Annotated in this window: 18 protein-coding genes and 2 tRNA genes; 10 read left to right on the top strand and 10 right to left on the bottom strand. The window is 69.0% G+C overall.

Features of this window, described 5'->3' with window-relative positions:
• Nucleotides 1-22: 22 nt before the first annotated feature.
• Nucleotides 23-349 carry a type II toxin-antitoxin system PemK/MazF family toxin gene (locus PBN85_RS06965; RefSeq protein WP_235199461.1) on the bottom strand — a complete coding sequence of 109 codons (327 nt, stop codon included), beginning with the start codon at nucleotides 347-349 and terminating at the stop codon, nucleotides 23-25.
• Entirely contained in the window at nucleotides 340-564 is a 225-nt protein-coding gene (locus PBN85_RS06960) for a ribbon-helix-helix protein, CopG family (protein WP_271300554.1), read from the bottom strand. The genes PBN85_RS06965 and PBN85_RS06960 overlap by 10 nt, the downstream gene beginning before the upstream one ends.
• Nucleotides 565-685: 121 nt before the next feature.
• Here PBN85_RS06960 and PBN85_RS06955 point away from each other — a divergent pair, with 121 nt between their 5' ends.
• Nucleotides 686-1,192: a TlpA family protein disulfide reductase gene (locus PBN85_RS06955; RefSeq protein ID WP_037530686.1), complete on the top strand. Its 507-nt coding sequence runs from the start codon at nucleotides 686-688 to the stop codon at nucleotides 1,190-1,192.
• A gap of 16 nt (nucleotides 1,193-1,208) precedes the next feature.
• Here PBN85_RS06955 and PBN85_RS06950 read toward each other — a convergent pair whose 3' ends face one another.
• Genes PBN85_RS06950 through gap form a run of 3 tightly spaced genes read right to left on the bottom strand, consistent with a single transcriptional unit; the run spans nucleotide 1,209 to nucleotide 3,920 of the window.
• Nucleotides 1,209-2,402 (bottom strand): phosphoglycerate kinase, encoded by a 1,194-nt coding sequence (locus PBN85_RS06950; protein WP_271300553.1) that lies wholly within the window; start codon nucleotides 2,400-2,402, stop codon nucleotides 1,209-1,211.
• Between the two features lie 29 nt (nucleotides 2,403-2,431).
• Nucleotides 2,432-2,905 (bottom strand): MOSC domain-containing protein, encoded by a 474-nt coding sequence (locus PBN85_RS06945; protein ID WP_271300552.1) that lies wholly within the window; start codon nucleotides 2,903-2,905, stop codon nucleotides 2,432-2,434.
• Nucleotides 2,906-2,909: 4 nt separating this feature from the next.
• Nucleotides 2,910-3,920, bottom strand: a complete 1,011-nt coding sequence (gene gap / locus PBN85_RS06940; RefSeq protein ID WP_271300551.1) for a type I glyceraldehyde-3-phosphate dehydrogenase — start codon at nucleotides 3,918-3,920, stop codon at nucleotides 2,910-2,912.
• Between the two features lie 176 nt (nucleotides 3,921-4,096).
• Between gap and PBN85_RS06935 the strand changes: the two genes are divergently transcribed.
• The 4 genes from PBN85_RS06935 (at nucleotide 4,097) to PBN85_RS06920 (ending at nucleotide 5,566) form a co-directional block, all read left to right on the top strand.
• Nucleotides 4,097-4,279, top strand: a complete 183-nt coding sequence (locus PBN85_RS06935; protein ID WP_037530911.1) for a hypothetical protein — start codon at nucleotides 4,097-4,099, stop codon at nucleotides 4,277-4,279.
• Nucleotides 4,279-4,587, top strand: coding sequence for a cell division protein ZapA (locus PBN85_RS06930; RefSeq protein WP_037530676.1), 309 nt, complete (start codon nucleotides 4,279-4,281; stop codon nucleotides 4,585-4,587). The genes PBN85_RS06935 and PBN85_RS06930 overlap by 1 nt, the downstream gene beginning before the upstream one ends.
• 239 nt (nucleotides 4,588-4,826) lie before the next feature.
• Entirely contained in the window at nucleotides 4,827-5,363 is a 537-nt protein-coding gene (locus tag PBN85_RS06925; protein ID WP_271300550.1) for a 5-formyltetrahydrofolate cyclo-ligase, read from the top strand.
• Complete coding sequence (locus tag PBN85_RS06920) at nucleotides 5,360-5,566, top strand: DUF2842 domain-containing protein (protein ID WP_037530672.1); 207 nt, start codon at nucleotides 5,360-5,362, stop codon at nucleotides 5,564-5,566. The genes PBN85_RS06925 and PBN85_RS06920 overlap by 4 nt, the downstream gene beginning before the upstream one ends.
• Before the next feature lie 32 nt (nucleotides 5,567-5,598).
• Here PBN85_RS06920 and PBN85_RS06915 read toward each other — a convergent pair.
• The 4 genes from PBN85_RS06915 to PBN85_RS06900 all read right to left on the bottom strand — a co-directional run bounded on the left by PBN85_RS06915 (nucleotide 5,599) and on the right by PBN85_RS06900 (nucleotide 8,917).
• A tRNA-Asp gene (locus tag PBN85_RS06915) sits at nucleotides 5,599-5,675 on the bottom strand.
• A gap of 93 nt (nucleotides 5,676-5,768) precedes the next feature.
• A tRNA-Asp gene (locus PBN85_RS06910) sits at nucleotides 5,769-5,845 on the bottom strand.
• 52 nt (nucleotides 5,846-5,897) lie between these two features.
• Nucleotides 5,898-7,133 (bottom strand): AI-2E family transporter, encoded by a 1,236-nt coding sequence (locus PBN85_RS06905; RefSeq protein ID WP_037530671.1) that lies wholly within the window; start codon nucleotides 7,131-7,133, stop codon nucleotides 5,898-5,900.
• 53 nt (nucleotides 7,134-7,186) lie between these two features.
• The gene (locus PBN85_RS06900; RefSeq protein ID WP_271300549.1) at nucleotides 7,187-8,917 is read right to left on the bottom strand and encodes a class I adenylate-forming enzyme family protein; all 1,731 of its coding nucleotides are present in this window, start codon (nucleotides 8,915-8,917) and stop codon (nucleotides 7,187-7,189) included.
• A gap of 126 nt (nucleotides 8,918-9,043) precedes the next feature.
• On the opposite strand from PBN85_RS06900, the gene PBN85_RS06895 reads away from it, so the two are divergent.
• The 5 genes from PBN85_RS06895 (at nucleotide 9,044) to PBN85_RS06875 (ending at nucleotide 15,657) form a co-directional block, all read left to right on the top strand.
• A complete protein-coding gene (locus PBN85_RS06895; protein ID WP_271300548.1) occupies nucleotides 9,044-10,264 on the top strand; it encodes a serine hydrolase domain-containing protein in 1,221 nt (406 codons plus the stop codon).
• A gap of 20 nt (nucleotides 10,265-10,284) precedes the next feature.
• Nucleotides 10,285-12,297 (top strand): 3-hydroxyacyl-CoA dehydrogenase NAD-binding domain-containing protein, encoded by a 2,013-nt coding sequence (locus PBN85_RS06890; RefSeq protein WP_271300547.1) that lies wholly within the window; start codon nucleotides 10,285-10,287, stop codon nucleotides 12,295-12,297.
• A 37-nt stretch (nucleotides 12,298-12,334) separates the two neighbouring features.
• The gene (locus PBN85_RS06885; protein WP_271300855.1) at nucleotides 12,335-13,525 is read left to right on the top strand and encodes an acyl-CoA dehydrogenase family protein; all 1,191 of its coding nucleotides are present in this window, start codon (nucleotides 12,335-12,337) and stop codon (nucleotides 13,523-13,525) included.
• 99 nt (nucleotides 13,526-13,624) lie between these two features.
• Complete coding sequence (locus tag PBN85_RS06880) at nucleotides 13,625-14,752, top strand: acyl-CoA dehydrogenase family protein (RefSeq protein ID WP_037530665.1); 1,128 nt, start codon at nucleotides 13,625-13,627, stop codon at nucleotides 14,750-14,752.
• Nucleotides 14,753-14,814: 62 nt separating this feature from the next.
• Nucleotides 14,815-15,657 (top strand): acyl-CoA thioesterase, encoded by an 843-nt coding sequence (locus tag PBN85_RS06875; RefSeq protein WP_235199459.1) that lies wholly within the window; start codon nucleotides 14,815-14,817, stop codon nucleotides 15,655-15,657.
• On the opposite strand, the gene PBN85_RS06870 is transcribed toward PBN85_RS06875, so the two are convergent.
• On the bottom strand, nucleotides 15,654-16,745 hold the full coding sequence (locus PBN85_RS06870) for an energy transducer TonB (protein WP_271300546.1): 1,092 nt from the start codon (nucleotides 16,743-16,745) through the stop codon (nucleotides 15,654-15,656). The two genes, PBN85_RS06875 and PBN85_RS06870, sit on opposite strands and share 4 nt — an antisense overlap.
• Nucleotides 16,746-16,765: the final 20 nt, after the last annotated feature.

The following is a 16,765-nucleotide window of genomic DNA, read 5'->3' as shown; positions in this document are numbered from 1 at the left end:
CGGCTCCTTGGGACGGATAGGGTCAGAGCATCAGCCAGCGGCGCAACGCCTGGTCGATCTGCTCCATGCGGGTGGGACTGGCATGGCCGATCACCTGCGTGATCCGCTCGCGCGCGATGCTCGAAATACGGTCGATCTGCACTTCGCATTCGGCGGTGAGGCCATTGTGCTCGCGCGGCGACATGACGACGCGGAACAGCGCCTCGCCGCCGATGACGTTGGTCAGCGGGCAGACGGTGATCGTCGCATGCGTCGCATTAAACAGATCCGACTGGACGACGACGCAGGGCCGCTGCGGCTCGCCTGCCGGGCCGTCGGCCAGCACGATCGCGCCATGGCTTATCTCCACGCCGCGCCATCCTGCCAGAAGACGCCGTCGGCGACCGAAATGCGCGCCGAGGCGCGGGTCGACTGGCGGCGTGCCTCGCGCCGATAGGCCTCGTCGTGCAGATCGACGTAGCGGCGCACCGCCTCGCGTGCGATATCGCTCTTGCTGCGCCCCTGCGTGCGCGCGACGGCGGCGAGCCGCTCCTCCAATTCCGTGTCGAGTCGAACGCCGAGCATGCCACCTGCCTGTTTAACGCGTTTAACCTACTGCGGACGGGGACTTTGATCAACCGTTTAGCCGGCCCGGCTTGACCGGTCCGCCGCGGGCGTGATCAGATGGTCGCGGGGGGAGATCATCATGCGGGCTTTTCGATATGCGGCCGCCGCCGTCGCCTTCTGCGTCGCCGCGCCGGCAACCCGCGCCGATCCGCCGGCCTCGGTGGTCGGGCGGCCGGCGCCACCGGCCGAGCTGACGCTGATCGACGGCAGCAAGGTCAAGCTCGCCGACCTGCGCGGCGAGGTGGTGGTGCTCAATTTCTGGGCGACCTGGTGCGGGCCGTGTCGCCACGAACTGCCGCTGCTCGACGGCTATTATCGCATGCAGAAGCGCCATGGCCTGCGTGTCTTCGCGATCGCGACCGAGGATTCGGTGCCGGCCTTCCGGATGAAGCCGCTGTTCGCGGCGCTGGCGATCACCCCGGCGCGACGGGTGAAGGGCGCCTATCCGCTGATCGGCAACGCGCTGCCGACCAATTACGTCATCGATCGCGCCGGCGTCGTCCGCTACGCCAAGGCGGCGGCGTTCGAACTCGACGATCTCAACACGATCCTCGCGCCGCTGCTCGCCGAGGCGCCGCCCGCCTGAGCGGCGCCCCGTCCGATCAACCGCGGATCAGCGCGGCGACGCCGGGCAGGTCCTTGCCTTCCATCCATTCGAGGAAGGCGCCGCCCGCGGTCGAGACGAAGGTGAAGCGATCCGCCACCCCCGCCTGGTTGAGCGCGGCGACGGTATCGCCGCCGCCGGCGACCGAGACGAGGCTGCCGTCCTGCGTCAGCGCCGCCGCGGTGCGCGCGAGGCTGACGGTGGCGACGTCGAACGGCGCGGTCTCGAACGCGCCGAGCGGGCCGTTCCACACCAGAGTGCGGCAGTTCTTGAGCACGTCGCCCAGCGCCTCGACCGCGCTCGGCCCGACGTCGAGGATCATCTCGTCCGCCGCGACCTCATGGACGTTGATCGTGCGGACCGGCGGATTGGCGCGGAATTCCTTCGCGACCACCACGTCATAGGGCAGATGGACGGTGCAATTGGCGCGATCCGCGGCGTCGAGGATCTCGTCGGCGGTGCCGGTGAGGTCGTGCTCGCACAGCGACTTGCCGACGTTGACGCCGCGCGCGGCGAGGAAGGTATTGGCCATGCCGCCACCGATGATCAGATGATCGACGCGGGTGACGAGATGCTTGAGCACGTCGAGCTTGGTCGACACCTTCGCGCCGCCGACCACCGCCGCGACCGGATGCTCGGGCTTGCCGAGCGCCTTTTCCAGCGCATCGAGTTCCGCTTCCATCGCCCGGCCGGCGAAGGCGGGCAGCACATGCGCCAGACCCTCGGTCGAGGCATGCGCGCGGTGCGCGGCGGAGAAGGCATCGTTGACGTAGAGATCGCCGAGCCGGGCGAAGCGCTCGACCACGGCAGCGTCGTTCTTCTCCTCGCCGCCGAAGAACCGGGTATTTTCGAGGATCGCGATATCGCCGGGCTGCAGCGTCGCCACCGCCTCCTCGGCCCCCTCCCAGTCGATGTAGCGCACCTCGCGGCCGAGCACGTGGCTATACGGCCGCGCCAGCATCGCCAGCGACATGTCGGGGCTCGGCACGCCCTTGGGGCGGCCATAATGGGCAAGGATCAGCACGATCGCGCCGCGATCGGCGAGTTCGGTGACGGTCGGCAGCGTCGCGCGCAGCCGCGTATCGTCGGTCACCGCGCCATCCGCCATCGGCACGTTGAGATCCTCGCGGACGAGCACGCGCTTGCCCGAAACTTCACCCATGTCGTCGAGCGTCTTGAAGGCCTTGGTCATCGCATCTTCCTTCATGTCATGCCATCGGGTCAGCGACCCGCCTCGATCACCGTCACCGCATCGCCGACCGCGATCCGGCCGCCGCGCCGCACCCGCGCACAGGCGCCGCCGCGCCAGTCGGGCGTCAGCGCCGCCTTCAGTCCCTCAGCGATCGTCTCCATGCGGCTGCACGGATCGCATTCGAACGAAATCTCCAGCTCGACCGTGCCGATCCGGAGAACCGCGCCCGGTACCTGCGGGATGTCGATGCCGTCGAGCAGCAGATTGGCGCGCCGCTCCTGCCAGGGGAGGACGTGGCCGAGTTCGGCCATCGCCGCGTCCCAGTCGCGCCGCTCCATCATCGTCACCTGCCGCCGGCCGCGACCGCCGGGCTTGACCGCACCGCGAAAGTCGCCGTGCAGCCCGCCCCCGACGGTCACCTCGATCGCATCGAGCAGCTCCATCGGCCCCTTGGGCCGGGCGTGCCGGGCAATGCCGGCGAGCACGCCGCCCGAGGCGCCCATCGGCTTAGAGGAAGCTCGCCATCACGATCGCGGTGTCGACCATGCGGTTGGAAAAGCCCCATTCATTGTCGTACCAGCTGACCACACGGACCAGCTTGCCGTCGATCACCGCGGTTTCGAGGCTGTCGACGGTCGAGGATTGCGGCGTGTGCATCAGGTCGATCGAGACAAGCGGTTCGTCCGAGAAGACCAGCACGCCCTTGAGCGGACCATCTTCCGACGCCGCCTTGAGGATCGCATTGACCTCGTCCTTGGTCGTGTCGCGCTTGGGGGTGAAGGTCAGGTCGACCAGGCTGACGTCGGGCACCGGCACGCGGATCGCCGACCCGTCGAGCCGGCCCTTGAGCTCGGGCAGCACCTCGCCGACCGCGCGCGCCGCGCCGGTGGTGGTCGGGATCATCGACATCGCCGCGGCGCGCGCCCGACGCAGGTCGGGGTGGATCTGGTCGAGGATCTTCTGATCGTTGGTATAGGCGTGCACCGTCGTCATCAGGCCGCGCTCGATGCCGATCGCATCGTTGAGCACCTTGGCGACGGGCGCGAGGCAGTTGGTGGTGCACGACGCGTTCGACACGATCGTGTGCTCGGCGGTCAGCTTGTCGTGGTTGACGCCATAGACGACGGTCAGGTCGACGCCCTTACCCGGCGCCGAGATCAGCACCTTCTTGGCGCCGGCATCGATATGCTTCTGGCACGACGCCTGATCGGTGAAGAAGCCGGTGCATTCGAGCACCAGCTCGACGCCCAGGTCCTTGTGCGGCAGATTGGCGGGATCGCGCTCGGCGGTGACGCGGATGCGCTTGCCATCGATGACGAGGTCATTGCCTTCCGCGGCGACGGTGCCGGGATATTTGCCGTGGACGCTGTCGCGGCTGAACAGCCAGGCGTTCGACTTGGCATCGGCGAGATCGTTGATCGCCACCAGTTCGAGATCGCCGGCGTTCCGTTCGATGATCGCCCGCGCCACCAGACGTCCGATCCGTCCGAAGCCGTTGATCGCAACCTTCACCGTCATCTGGGCTCTCCTCGCTAATGCATGAGCTGCGCGGCGACACAGGGGCCGCGCCGGGCGCGCCAGCCTTTGCGAGTCTGCCCCCCGGTCTGTCAACCGCGCGTGGCGTGCGCCGGGCCGATTGCGGGACGGACTTTGCCGGCTTGCCGCTCGCCACGGCCGCGCCTACGTCCCTCCGCATGCCCGATACTCTTAGTGCGGTCGATCGCATCGACGCTGCGATCGCCCGAATCGAATCCGCGATTGATGCGCGCGCCCGGGCCGGCGACGCCCTCGCGCGTCGCCACGCCGCGCTGAAGGCGCGGATGGCCGAGGCGGTGAGCGCGCTCGACGACGTCATCGCCCGCGGCTCCGCATCCTGATGGCGAACGTGACGCTGACGATCGGCACCCGGCCGTTTACCGTCGCCTGCCGCGACGGCGAGGAAGCGCGGCTGCAACAGCTCGGCCGGATGCTCGACGAACGCTGGCCGGGCGCGCTGCGCGCCGCGGGCAACGTGCCCGGGGAGCGCGCGATGCTGTTCGTCGCGCTGATGCTGGCGGACGCGCTCGACGAGATCCAGCACCGGCCGCCCGAGGGCGCCGCGGTCAGCGAGCCGGCGCTCGCCCGCATCGCCGACCGGCTGGAGGCACTGGCCAATGCGCTGGAGCGCGATCCGGTCGCGGGTTAGCCTTCCCCCCATTGCCACCGGCGTCGCGACATCCTAAATCAGGCAGCGGCGGGTTCTGCCCGGTACGAGCCTTACTTTATCCCTGAGGCTATTCATCATCCAAGGGGGCTGTCCCTGCCCGGACCCTGGTCCGACGCACATGGTCCCCACCTGACGTTACTGGGCGTCGGTGGATATTTTGGCACACGGCCACGGCGGTCCCGCCACCCGCCTTTCTCTTCCGCGCCGCGACCGGAGCGATGATCGACAAGCCAGCCCTCCGCGCCCGCCTGCGTGCCGTCCGCGACGGTACCGCGCGCGACCGGCCGATGCGCGTGCCGCCGGCGTTCACCGATCGCCTGACCGCGGGGACGGTCGTCGCCGGCTATGCGCCGTTCGGCAGCGAGGCCGATCCCGCCCCGCTGCTCGCCGCCGCCGCCGACGCCGGGTGCCGTCTGGCGCTGCCGCACGTCACGCGGCGCGATCGGCCGATGCGCTTCCTGGCGTGGCGGTGCGGCGACGATCTTAGCGAGGGGCTCTACCGGCTGCGCCAGCCCGACGCCGACGCCCCCGAGGTCGTGCCGGACATCATCCTCACTCCGCTGCTCGGCTTCGACGCCGACGGGCATCGACTGGGTCAGGGCGCGGGCTTCTACGATCGCGCCTTCGCGCAGCTGCCGTTCGCGTGGCGGGTCGGTGTCGCCTGGTCGGTGCAGCAGGTCGATCATTGCCCCGCCGATCCGTGGGACGTACCGCTGCATGCCATCGTCACCGAATCGGATTGGATCGTCCCATGACCCCGAGTTGGCGCAAGCCCGCGGGCGTGCTGCTCATCATCGCGCTGATCGGCCTGTGGTCGGCGATCATCGTCAGCGCATCGGGCGTCGTCGGCGGCTGGGCGTGGTGGCTGCAATTGCCCTTCTACCTCATCGCCGGGATCGTCTGGATCGTGCCGATGAAGCCGCTGCTGCTGTGGATGGAGACGGGCCGCTGGCGCTAGCCGCGGCGGGAACGCTCATCCGCGAAAGCGGATGGCGCGAGTGACGGGGCTCGAACCCGCGACCTCCGGCGTGACAGGCCGGCGCTCTAACCAACTGAGCTACACCCGCGTGATACGCGGTCGGAGCAGATCGTCCGCCCGGCTGAGCGACGCGACATACTCCCGCATGTTCCGATAGTCTTCCCCAATCCCACGAAGGGAATGGCGCGAGTGACGGGGCTCGAACCCGCGACCTCCGGCGTGACAGGCCGGCGCTCTAACCAACTGAGCTACACCCGCTGAAAGCGTTGAGGCGCGCCAACTAGGCGAGCGATCGGGGGGTGTCAACGGCCTATTCGTTCGGCCGCTCGCCATCGTCGTCGCCGCGGCGCCGGCGCAGCCGTTCCTGCTGCACCAGCGTGCCGTGTTCGAACAGGAATCCGGCGATGTCGGGCTTGCCCGCCGCGCCCAGCACGGTCTGGATGATGATCAGCAGCGGCACCGCGAGCAACGCCCCCGCCGTCCCCCATACCCAGCCCCAGAAGCTGATCGAGACGAGGATCATCAGCGGGCTGATCGTCAGCCGATGCCCGACGATCAGCGGCGTGATCGCATTCGCCTCGAGCAGATGACAGCCGATCATCACCGCCGGCGGCAGCATCGCCACCCAGATGTCGGTAAAGGTCATCATGCCGCCGATCGCGAGCAGGAAGGCGGCGATGATCGGCCCGAAATACGGAATGTAGTTGAGCAGCGCGACGATCCCGCCCCACATCAGCGGCGACGGCATGCCGATGAAATAGAGCACGCCGGCGACCACGCCTCCGAGCGTCAGGTTGATCAGCGTGATCGTGCCGAGATAGGCGGACACGTCGTCGACGACATCCTGGATGACGCGCGCGGTCGCCATCGCGCCGTCGAAGCTGTTGCGGCGGGTGATCGTCTTCTTGCGCATCCCGGTCCAGCCGGACAGGAAGAAGAAGACGATCAGGATGCCGAAGAAGAACTGGACGATCACCGTCGGCGCCGAGGTCGCGGCGAGTTCGAGGATCGAGCTGGGCGGCGCCACCGCGGCGGTCTGCGGCTGCCGCACCGGCGTCGACGCGATCTGCCGGAACATCTTGTTCACCGACTTCTCCAGCGTCGAATAGAGATCGAGCAGCGGCGACAGATTGTGCTGGATGCGGCTGATCCGGCTCGGCAGCAGCTGGAAGAAGTCGGTCGCCGGCACGACGATCGCGGCGATCGCGATATTGGCGATGATCAGGAAGACGAGCACGCACAGCAGCGCGGCGAGCGCCGAGGGCATCCGCCGCCGCTCCAGCCATTCGAGCACCGGCACCAGCGCGATGGCGATCACCAGCGCCGCGGTGAGCGGCATGAAGAATTCCGCACCCGACTTGAGCGCGAACGGCGTGCCGAGCGTCAGGCCGATGCCGGCGATCAGCGTCAGCGCGGCGAGCAGCCGGTCACGCCGCTGCGCGATCCGCCCGATCTCCGACCGCCCGCCGGGCAGCAGCGGCGCGCCGAGCGCGACCTGATCCTCGGGTGTCATCGGGGTCGGATCGGGAGCGGGAGCGTCGGCCATCCCACCGCTCTAGCGTATTTTTTGCGGGCGCCATCCTGCTTCTTGCCGCATCGTCAGGCGGTGTCCGCCTGCTCCGTGACGAAGCAATGCTTGAGTTCGCTTTTCAGGATCTTGCCGCTGGCATTGCGCGGCAGCGGCGTGGTCATGAAGCGGATCGCCACCGGCACCTTGAAGCCGGCGAGCCGGGCGCGGACGAACGCCTGCAATTCCGCTGCATCGGCGGTGCAGCCGGGGCAGAGATGCACCACCGCGACCGGCTCCTCGCCGAGCGTCCGGTGCGGCACCCCGATCAGCGCCGCGTCGGTGACCGACGGATGCGCATAGAGGACATTCTCGACCTCGATCGAATAGATGTTCTCGCCGCCGCGGATGATCACGTCCTTGGCGCGGTCGGCGATGAACAGAAAGCCCTCCGTATCGATTCGGGCGATATCGCCGGTCCGCACCCAGCCGTCGACGAAGGTCGCGGCGCTCTCCTCCGGGCGGTTCCAATAGCCGCGCACCACCATCGGCCCGCGCGCCCACAATTCGCCGAGCGTGCCCGGCGGCAGGTCGGCGATCCCGTCCGCGTCGCGGATGGCCAGATCGGCGACGGCGACCGGCGCGCCCGCGCTGTCGGGCCGATGCAGATAATCCTCCGCCGCGAGCGAGGTGACCGTCGCGGTCGTCTCGGTCATCCCCCAGCCGTTTCCCGGCGCCGCGCTAAGATCGCTGCGGATGCGGCGGACGAGGTCGGGCGCCGACGGCGCGCCGCCATAAGCGATCGCCTCCAGCGAGGAGAGATCGTAGCGCGCCCGGTCGGGATGTTCGAGCAACTGCCAGGCGATCGTCGGCACGCCGCCGGTAGTGGTGACGCGCTCGCGCTCAATCAGGCCGAGCGCCTGGGTCGCGTCCCACTTCGGCATCAGCACGATCGTCGATCCCGTCGCCACCAGCGGCAGCAGCGACGCCGAACAGCCGGTGACGTGGAAGAAGGGGATGACCATCAGCGCGACGCGCGGCGCCGGCTCGGGCGGGATCTCCCCCCGGCGCAGGCAGACGCGCGCCGCGGCATAGCCGTTCGACAGGACGTTGCTGGCGAGATTGCGATGGCTGAGCACCGCGCCCTTGGGCCGCCCGGTGGTGCCGCTGGTGTAGAAGATCGCTGCGGCATCGTCGGGCGCGATTCCCACCTGCGGCAGGTCGGCATCGGCAAGACCGGCCCAGTCCGCCGGAGCGCCGATCAGCGATTCGAGCCGCACCGCCCGCCCCGGCGCCGCCGATCGCGTCACGATGACCGGCAGCTCCGGCAAGGCCGACAGGGGCGTGGCGAGCCGCGCCAATCGTTCGCCGTCGCAGATCAGCAGGCGTGCGCCCGAGTCGCGCAGGGCGAAATCGAGCTCGTCCGCGCTCCACCAGGCGTTGAGCGGAACGACGATCGCGCCGATCGCGCCGATCGCGAAGAACACCATCGGCCATTCGGGCAGGTTGCGCATCGCCAGCGCGACGCGATCGCCGCGGCCGATGCCGAGCGCGACGAGATGCCCGGCCAGCGCCGCCACCGCGCGGTGATGCGCCGCATAGCTGACGCGATCGTCGTCGAGCACGAGGAAGGTCCGCTCGCCCTGCCCCCGGCTCGCGGCGAGCAGCGCGGCGAGCGAGGCGGGTGCGTTCTTCCATGTCCGGGTCGCGATGCCGTCGATCGCCACCTCCTCCATCTCGAAGCGCGCGCCCGGCGCGGTGAGCGCATCGCGCACCTCCGCCATCGTCATCGCCGGCCAGCCCTGCCCCGCTCCCGCCGCCATGCCACGTCCCTTCGGTCGGCCGCGAAACGCCGGCCCCTGTTCGAATTCGACGAAAGGTTACTGTTGATTCCGGCTTCACTCAAGGCGATATGGAACACGAGTTAGAAAATGGGGTATGGCAACCACATGACAGCGCCGTCACATCGCCGGCACGGCCTATCGGCGGCACGCCTCGCCGCGATCGATGCCTTTGTAAAGGCGCGGTACCTCGACACTGGTCTGCTGCCGCACGCGCAGCTGCTCGTCGCGCGTGACGGCGGGATCGTCCATTTTTCGCACCAGGGTGCGGCGCGCGAGGGCGGCGCGGCGGTGAACGAGGGGTCGCTGTTCCGCATCGCCTCGATGACCAAGCCGATCACCTCGGTGGCGTTCATGACGCTGGTCGAATCGGGGCTGGTCGCGCTCGATACGCCGGTGCACGATGTGCTGCCCGCCTTCGCCGACACCGGCGTCTATCAGAGCGGCGGCGGCGGCATGCCCTTCGTCACCCGTCCGCCCGCCACGCCGATGCGCATGCTCGATCTGCTGCGCCATACCGCGGGCCTGACCTACGGCTTCCAGAACCGTTCCAACATCGACGCCGCCTATCGCGCGCAGCGGCTGGAGCGCTGGCACGGCGAACAGGACCTCGACGGCTTCGTCGCCGCGCTCGCCCGGCTGCCGCTCGAATTCCCGCCCGGCGAGGGATGGAATTATTCGGTCGCCACCGACGTGCTCGGCGCGGTCATCGAGCGGCTGACCGGGCAGACGCTCGACGTCGTGCTGCGCGAGCGGATCTTCGCGCCGCTCGGCATGGACGATACCGGCTTCCACGTGCCGCCCGACAAGATCGACCGGCTCACCGATTGCTATGCCCTCGACGCCGACGGCGAGCGCGTCCTCTACGATCGCGGCGCGCAGAGCGCCTGGGCGAAGCCGCCGCGCCTGCTGTCGGGCGGCGGCGGCCTCGTCTCGACCGCGCTCGACTATCACCGCTTCTGCCGGATGTGCGAACAGGGCGGCACGCTCGACGGCGCGCGCATCCTCGGCCGCAAGACGCTGGAGCTGATGCGGATGAACCATCTGCCCGGCGGCGGCGATCTCGCCAGCCTGTCGCGCTCGCTGTTCAGCGAGGCGCACAATGCCGGCACCGGCTTCGGGCTCGGCTTTGCGGTGACGCAGGACGTGGCGCGATCGATGCTCCCCGGCAGCGTCGGCGAATATTATTGGGGCGGCATCTTCTCCACCGCCTTCTTCATCGATCCCGTCGAGCGGCTGCACATGGTGTTCATGTCGCAGTTCACGCCGTCGAGCCTCTATCCGATCCGCCGTGAGCTCAAGACGATGCTCTACGCGGCGCTCGATTGACCCTTAGGAAGGATGCCCGAATGACCTCGCCGATCCGCACCGAACGCCATGGCGACGTGCTCGTCATCATCGCCGACAATCCGCCGGTCAACGCGCTCGGCGCCGCGGTCCGCCAGGGTCTCGAAGCGGCGATCGAGGAGGGCGAGGCGGACGGCGCGATCGCCGCGATGGTGATCCGCTGCGACGGCCGCACCTTCTTCGCCGGCGCCGACATCACCGAATTCGGCAAGCCCCCGGTCGAGCCGATGCTGCCCACCGTCGTCGACCGGATCGAGGCGAGCAGCAAGCCCGTCGTCGCGGCGATCCACGGCACCGCCTTGGGCGGCGGCTGCGAGGTCGCGCTCGGCTGCCATTACCGGGTCGCCGTGCCCTCCGCCAAGATCGGCACGCCGGAGGTCAAGCTCGGCCTGCTGCCCGGCGCGGGCGGTACGCAGCGGCTGCCGCGGCTCGCCGGCGTGCGGCTGGCGCTGGAGATGACCGCCAAGGGCGACCCGATCTCCGCCAAGCGGGCGCAGGAGGCGGGCCTGATCGACCGGATCGTCGGCGAGGACAGCCTCGCCGCCGACGCAGTCGCCTTCGCCGGCGAGGTGAAGGCGGTGCGGCCGATCCCGCGCGCCTCAGAACGCACGGTGCAGCCCGATCCCGAGGCGGTCGCCGCCTTCCAGAAGGAGAATGCCCGCCGCTTCCGCAGCTTCGACGCGCCCGCCGCCAGCATCGCCTGCGTCGTCAAGGCCACCGAGCTGCCGTTCGCGGAAGGCATCGCCTTCGAACGGAAGGAATTCCTGCGGCTGATGACCGGCAACCAGTCGGCCGCCCAGCGCCATATCTTCTTCGCCGAACGGCAGGCCGCGAAGATCGACGACGTGCCGGCCGACACGCCGCTGCGCCCGATCAGGCGCGTCGGCGTGATCGGCGCGGGCACGATGGGCGGCGGCATCGCGATGAACTTCCTGTCGGCGGGCATTCCGGTGACGATCGTCGAGATGGCGCAGGAGGCGCTCGACCGCGGCACCGGCGTGATCCGCAAGAATTACGAGGCGACCGCCGCCAAGGGGCGGATGACGTCGGGACAGGTCGACACCGCGATGGCGGCGCTGACCCCGACGCTCGACTTCGATGCGCTCGCCGACTGCGATCTGGTGATCGAGGCGGTGTATGAGACGATGGCGGTCAAGCAGGAGATCTTCGGCCGGCTCGACGGCATCGCCAAGCCGGGCGCGATCCTTGCCTCGAACACCTCCTATCTCGACATCGACGCGATCGCCGCCTGCACCAGCCGGCCGCAGGACGTGCTCGGCATGCATTTCTTCTCGCCCGCCAATGTGATGAAGCTGCTCGAGGTAGTGCGCGGCGCCAAGACCGCGCCGGACGTGCTCGCGACGGTGATGGCGCTCGCCAAGACGATCCGCAAGGTCGCGGTGGTCGCGGGCGTCACTTATGGCTTCATCGGCAACCGCATGCTGATGCCGCGGCAGGTCGAGGCCAACAAGCTGCTGCTCGAAGGCGCGACGCCCGAGCAGATCGACCGCGTCCACGTCGCCTTCGGCATGCCGATGGGGCCGTTCCAGATGGCCGACCTCGCCGGCGTCGACATCGGCTGGCATCGCGACCCGAACCGGATCGAGAACGTCCGCGACGCGCTCGCCGCCGAAGGGCGCTGGGGCCAGAAACGCCAAGCCGGCTTCTACGACTATGACGAGAAGCGCAATCCGTCCCCCTCGCCGCGCGTCGCCGAGATCATCCAGGACTGGCGCGACAAGACCGGCACGCCGCAGCACGAGGTGACCGACGAGGAGATCGTCGAACGCACGCTCTACCCGATGGTCAACGAAGGCGCGCTGATCCTGGAGGAAGGCAAGGCGCAGCGGGCGTCGGACGTCGATGTCGTGTGGATCTACGGCTATGGCTGGCCGGTCTATCGCGGCGGCCCGATGTTCTGGGCGAAGACCGAGGGTTACGACAAGGTCGTCGCCGGGCTGGAGAAGCATGGCTTCACGGTCGCGCAGAGCCTGAAGAGCGGCAGCATCAAGTAACGATCGCGATCGCGCCAGCGATCCGCAGGGAGAGGACATTATGACCGACCTCGACACCTTCCGCACCCAGACCCGAGCCTGGCTGGCGGACCATTGCCCGCCCGAGATGCGCGAGCCGGTGCGCTCCGACGCCGACATCTGCTGGGGTGGGCGGCGCTACGATCCCGCCGCCAACCCGCCGCAGGCGCGTTGGCTGAAGGCGATGGCGGAGCGCGGCTGGACCGTGCCCGACTGGCCGGCGGCCTATGGCGGCGGCGGCCTGTCCGCGGCGGAGACCAAGGTGCTGCGCGAGGAAATGGCGGCGATCCGCGCGCGCAATCCGCTCAACTCGTTCGGCATCTCGATGCTTGGGCCGGCGCTGCTCAAATACGGCACCGAGGCGCAGAAGCTGGAGCACCTCCCCAAGATCGCGCGCGGCGAGATCCGCTGGTGCCAGGGCTATTCCGAACCCAATGCCGGCAGCGATCTCGCCGGCCTCGCCACCAGCGCGGAGGACGGCGGCGACCATTATATCGTCAACGGCCAGAAGGTGTGGACCAGCTATGCCGACAAGGCCGACTGGATCTTCTGCCTGGTGCGCACCAGCAAGGAATCGAAGCAGGGCGGGATCAGCTTCGTGCTGTTCGACATGGCGACGCCCGGCGTCTCGACCAAGCCGATCCTGCTGATCAGCGGCTATTCGCCTTTCTGCGAGACCTTCTTCGACGACGTGAAGGTGCCCAAGGCCAATCGCATCCACGACGAGAACAAGGGCTGGGACGTCGCCAAATACCTCCTCGGCCACGAGCGCGAGATGATCAGCGGCATGGGCCTCGGCGGCGGCGGGCGCAATCCGCTGGTCGAGGGGGCGATCGCCACCATCGGCGTCGATGCTGACGGCCGCCTCGCCGATCCGGTGCTGCGTACGCAGATCGCGCTGTTCGAGGTGCGCGCCAAGGCGTTCGGTGCGATGAGCGAGCGGTTCATCGACGAACTCAAGGCCGGGCTCGCCCATCCCGCCCAGCCGAGCATGATGAAATATGTCGGCACCGAGCTGAACAAGGACCGCCACGAGCTGATGATGGCGGCGGGCGGCTCGGACGCCCTGGAGTGGGAGAGCGAACGCTCGCGCACCGGGGCGATGCCGCGCGCCTGGCTGCGCACCAAGGCCAATTCGATCGAGGGCGGAACCAGCGAGATCCAGCTCAACATCATCGCCAAGCGCATCCTCGAGCTGCCGGGCACCTAGAGCGAGATCGGGCTCCTGCGGAAGCAGGAGCCCAGGGCCATGAAGCGGCACGCCCGGAACCCTGGGTTCCGGCCTCCGCCGGAACACGGGAATGCAACCATGCCTCTCTACCTCAACGACGAACAGACGATGCTCCGCGACACCGCCAAGGACTTCGTCGCCGAACATGCCCCGGTCGCGCATCTGCGTGGCCTGCGTGACGCCAACGACCCGACCGGCTTCTCGCGCGACCTGTGGAAGCAGTTCGCCGAGATGGGCTTCACCGGCATCCTGATCGACGAGGCGCATGGCGGCCTCGGCCTCGGCCATGTCGAGGCGGGCGTGGTGCTGGAGGAGATCGGCCGCAACCTTTCCCCATCGCCCTTCCTGTCGACCGCGGTGGCGGCGGTGGCGGCCTTGCAGGGCAGCGCGCAGGCGGGCGAATGGCTGCCGCGGATCGCGGCCGGCGACGCGATCGCGGCGCTGGCGATCGACGAGGGGCCGAAGCATCGCGACCGGATCGCGATGACCGCCGAACGGGCCGGCAACGGCTTCCGCCTCACCGGTGCCAAACAGTTCGTCGCCCACGGCCATGTCGCCGACCTGCTGATCGTCGCGGCACGCACCGCCGGCGGCGAGGACGATCAGGACGGCGTCACGCTGTTCGCGGTCCCGCGCGATGCGGCCGGACTGACCGCGACGCCCGAGCGGCTCGCCGACGCCAGCCTCGCCGCGCGCCTGCGCTTCGAGGGCGTCGAGGTCGATGCCGATGCGGTGATCGGCGAGGTCGACGCCGGCCGTGACCCGCTCGGCCGCCTGCTCCGCGCCGGTCGGACGGGCGCGGCGGCGGAACTGGTCGGCGTCGGCGGCGGCGCGATGGACATGACCGTCGGCTATCTGAAGGAGCGCAAGCAGTTCGGCACGACGATCGGCAGCTTCCAGGCGCTGCAGCATCGCGCCGCGCATCTGTACAGCGAGATGGAGGTGGCGCGCGCCGCGGTGCTCAAGGCGCAGCAATTGCTCGATGCGGGCAGCGATCGCGCCGACGAGGCGGTGTCGGTCGCCAAGGCGATGACCGGCATGGCGACGACGCTGTCGGTACAGGAAGCCATTCAGATGCATGGTGGCATCGGCATGACGGATGAGTATGACGTCGGCTTCTACATGAAGCGGGCGCGGGTGCTCGCGGAACTGTTCGGCGACGTCGGCTTCCACGCCGATCGTCTGGCGAGGCATGCGGGATATTGATGGACGAAACGGCTTCTTCACACTCGGGACCGCCCCGGAAAACGCCGGACGAGCTGGCGGCGATGCTGGTGACGCTGCTCGATGTCGAGGAAATCGACACCGACCTGTATCGCGGCGCGCGCCAGCCGGGCGGCCGCGGGCGGGTGTTCGGCGGTCAGGTGATCGCACAGGCGTTGCAGGCGGCACAGCGGTCGGTCGAGGACAAGGCCGCACATTCGCTCCACGCCTATTTCATGCGCGCGGGCGACGAGGATTTCCCGATCGTCTTCCGCGTCATCCGCGACTTCGAAGGGCGCAGCTTCGCGACCCGGCGCGTCGTCGCGTTGCAGAAGGGGCAGCCGATCCTCAACCTCGCCGCCTCCTTCCAGCTGCCCGAAGACGGCTTCCACCATCAGAATGCGATGCCCGACGTGCCGCCGCCCGAGGCGCTCAAGTCGGAACAGGAGCTGCGCCTCGCCATCGCCGATCAGGTGCCCGAGAAGGTTCGCGCCTTCTTCCTGCGCCGCCAGAATGCGATCGAGATGCGGCCGCTCTATCCGCGCAGCTGGTTCCAGCCGGTCAAACGCGAGCCGAGCAACGCCGCCTGGTTCCGCGTCGCCGCACCGATCGGCGACGACCCGCAATTGCACCGGGCCGCGCTCGCCTACGCCTCGGACATGGCGCTGATGGCGACGGCGATGATGCCGCACGGCGTCAACTGGCTGATGCCGGAGATGCAATGCGCCAGCCTCGACCATGCGCTATGGCTGCACGAACCGTTTCGCGCCGATGAATGGCTGCTCTACACCACCGACAGCCCCTGGGCGGGCCACGCCCGCGGCATGAACCGCGGCAGCATCTTCACCCGCGACGGCCGGCTGGTCGCGAGCGTCGCGCAGGAAGGGCTGATGCGCCGGCGCGGCTAGTCGATGAAGGGCGGCTGTGGCGGGAGCACCTTCATGCCGGGTTTGCCGATCCGGTAGAAGACGCGCTCGATACAGCCGGTATAGCCATGCGGTGACGGTGGCATCGTCACCGCCCTGACCATGCTGGTCGCCGCCTCGCCGAAATCGCTTGCCGGTTCGGCGGCCAGCACACGGATATTGCCTGTCTGTCCCCACGAGGCGACATCGAAGGCGATGATCGCCCAGCCTTCGATGTTGCGGCGGCTATAGGCGGCAGGATAGCGCAGGTCGGGCTTGCGATCATAGTCGTGCGTCAGCGGACAGGTGGCGTCCGCCGGCCGGACGCTCGCTTCCTCAGGTGTAGGCGGCGCCGCCAGCGTCGTCGCGCCCTTCCAATAACGGAAGGCGCAGCCGTGCCGCACGCCGCGTTCGAACCGTGACCGCGCCACCGCCGCCCGCGCCGCCGCGTCGAGCGCCGGCGATTCGCTTGAGGCGATGGTGTGCGGCCGCACCGGCTTGCCGTTCGCGGCAACGTTATAGCCGACCATCGTTGTACTGAGATATCCGGGCTGCGCGGGCAGTGATTTGAACGGCGGAAAGGCGCGCAGCGACACCTCCGGCTCGGGATTGCTGCAATCCTCCCCGGCGGGCAGCAGCTTGACCCAGATTTCGTGCGGCATGGTCGGGCTGGTCGCGGCATAACTGGCAAGATCGGCGATCGATGCCGTTGCCAGCGGCACGACATGGGGCGTGAAGGTGACGGTGCAGCCCGCGCGTTCCCCGCCGGCCGCGAAGCGCGCCGCGGCCAGCGCGGGGACGATATCATCCGCATAGGGACGGTAGCCGGTGCGGACCGGGCTGATCGACAGCGGCCGGCCGGTCGCATCGATGCGGAAATCGATCGCCAACGGGGTCAGGTTCGACATGCCGTTCCAGACCATCGTACCCTGCGGATCGGCGGGACGCACCACCCGCTCGGCGGCGACCCGCTCACCGCCGCGGCAGAGGACCGGGCTCATCGTCCAGCGCAGCAGCGCCTGTCGACTCGGCTCGGCCGGCGGCGCCGGCGGAACGGTGGGCAGGAGGGCGGCGGCGAGCAGCAACATCATGGGCGCAGGCTGCCCCGTAA

This window comes from Sphingomonas sp. CV7422 (assembly GCF_027945725.1).
GTDB classification, from domain to species: domain Bacteria; phylum Pseudomonadota; class Alphaproteobacteria; order Sphingomonadales; family Sphingomonadaceae; genus Sphingomonas; species Sphingomonas kyungheensis.
The sequence above is the reverse complement of the archived record's forward strand: the minus strand, read 5'-3'. Positions and strand labels throughout refer to the sequence as shown.

Coding starts and splice junctions, on each gene's coding strand:
- PBN85_RS06960 (WP_271300554.1), bottom strand. CDS start 564: ATGCTCGGCGTTCGACTCGACACGGAATTGGAGGAGCGGCTCGCCGCC.
- PBN85_RS06955 (WP_037530686.1), top strand. CDS start 686: ATGCGGGCTTTTCGATATGCGGCCGCCGCCGTCGCCTTCTGCGTCGCC.
- PBN85_RS06950 (WP_271300553.1), bottom strand. CDS start 2,402: ATGACCAAGGCCTTCAAGACGCTCGACGACATGGGTGAAGTTTCGGGC.
- PBN85_RS06945 (WP_271300552.1), bottom strand. CDS start 2,905: ATGGGCGCCTCGGGCGGCGTGCTCGCCGGCATTGCCCGGCACGCCCGG.
- gap (WP_271300551.1), bottom strand. CDS start 3,920: ATGACGGTGAAGGTTGCGATCAACGGCTTCGGACGGATCGGACGTCTG.
- PBN85_RS06935 (WP_037530911.1), top strand. CDS start 4,097: ATGCCCGATACTCTTAGTGCGGTCGATCGCATCGACGCTGCGATCGCC.
- PBN85_RS06930 (WP_037530676.1), top strand. CDS start 4,279: ATGGCGAACGTGACGCTGACGATCGGCACCCGGCCGTTTACCGTCGCC.
- PBN85_RS06925 (WP_271300550.1), top strand. CDS start 4,827: ATGATCGACAAGCCAGCCCTCCGCGCCCGCCTGCGTGCCGTCCGCGAC.
- PBN85_RS06920 (WP_037530672.1), top strand. CDS start 5,360: ATGACCCCGAGTTGGCGCAAGCCCGCGGGCGTGCTGCTCATCATCGCG.
- PBN85_RS06905 (WP_037530671.1), bottom strand. CDS start 7,133: ATGGCCGACGCTCCCGCTCCCGATCCGACCCCGATGACACCCGAGGAT.
- PBN85_RS06900 (WP_271300549.1), bottom strand. CDS start 8,917: ATGGCGGCGGGAGCGGGGCAGGGCTGGCCGGCGATGACGATGGCGGAG.
- PBN85_RS06895 (WP_271300548.1), top strand. CDS start 9,044: ATGACAGCGCCGTCACATCGCCGGCACGGCCTATCGGCGGCACGCCTC.
- PBN85_RS06890 (WP_271300547.1), top strand. CDS start 10,285: ATGACCTCGCCGATCCGCACCGAACGCCATGGCGACGTGCTCGTCATC.
- PBN85_RS06880 (WP_037530665.1), top strand. CDS start 13,625: ATGCCTCTCTACCTCAACGACGAACAGACGATGCTCCGCGACACCGCC.
- PBN85_RS06875 (WP_235199459.1), top strand. CDS start 14,815: ATGCTGGTGACGCTGCTCGATGTCGAGGAAATCGACACCGACCTGTAT.
- PBN85_RS06870 (WP_271300546.1), bottom strand. CDS start 16,745: ATGATGTTGCTGCTCGCCGCCGCCCTCCTGCCCACCGTTCCGCCGGCG.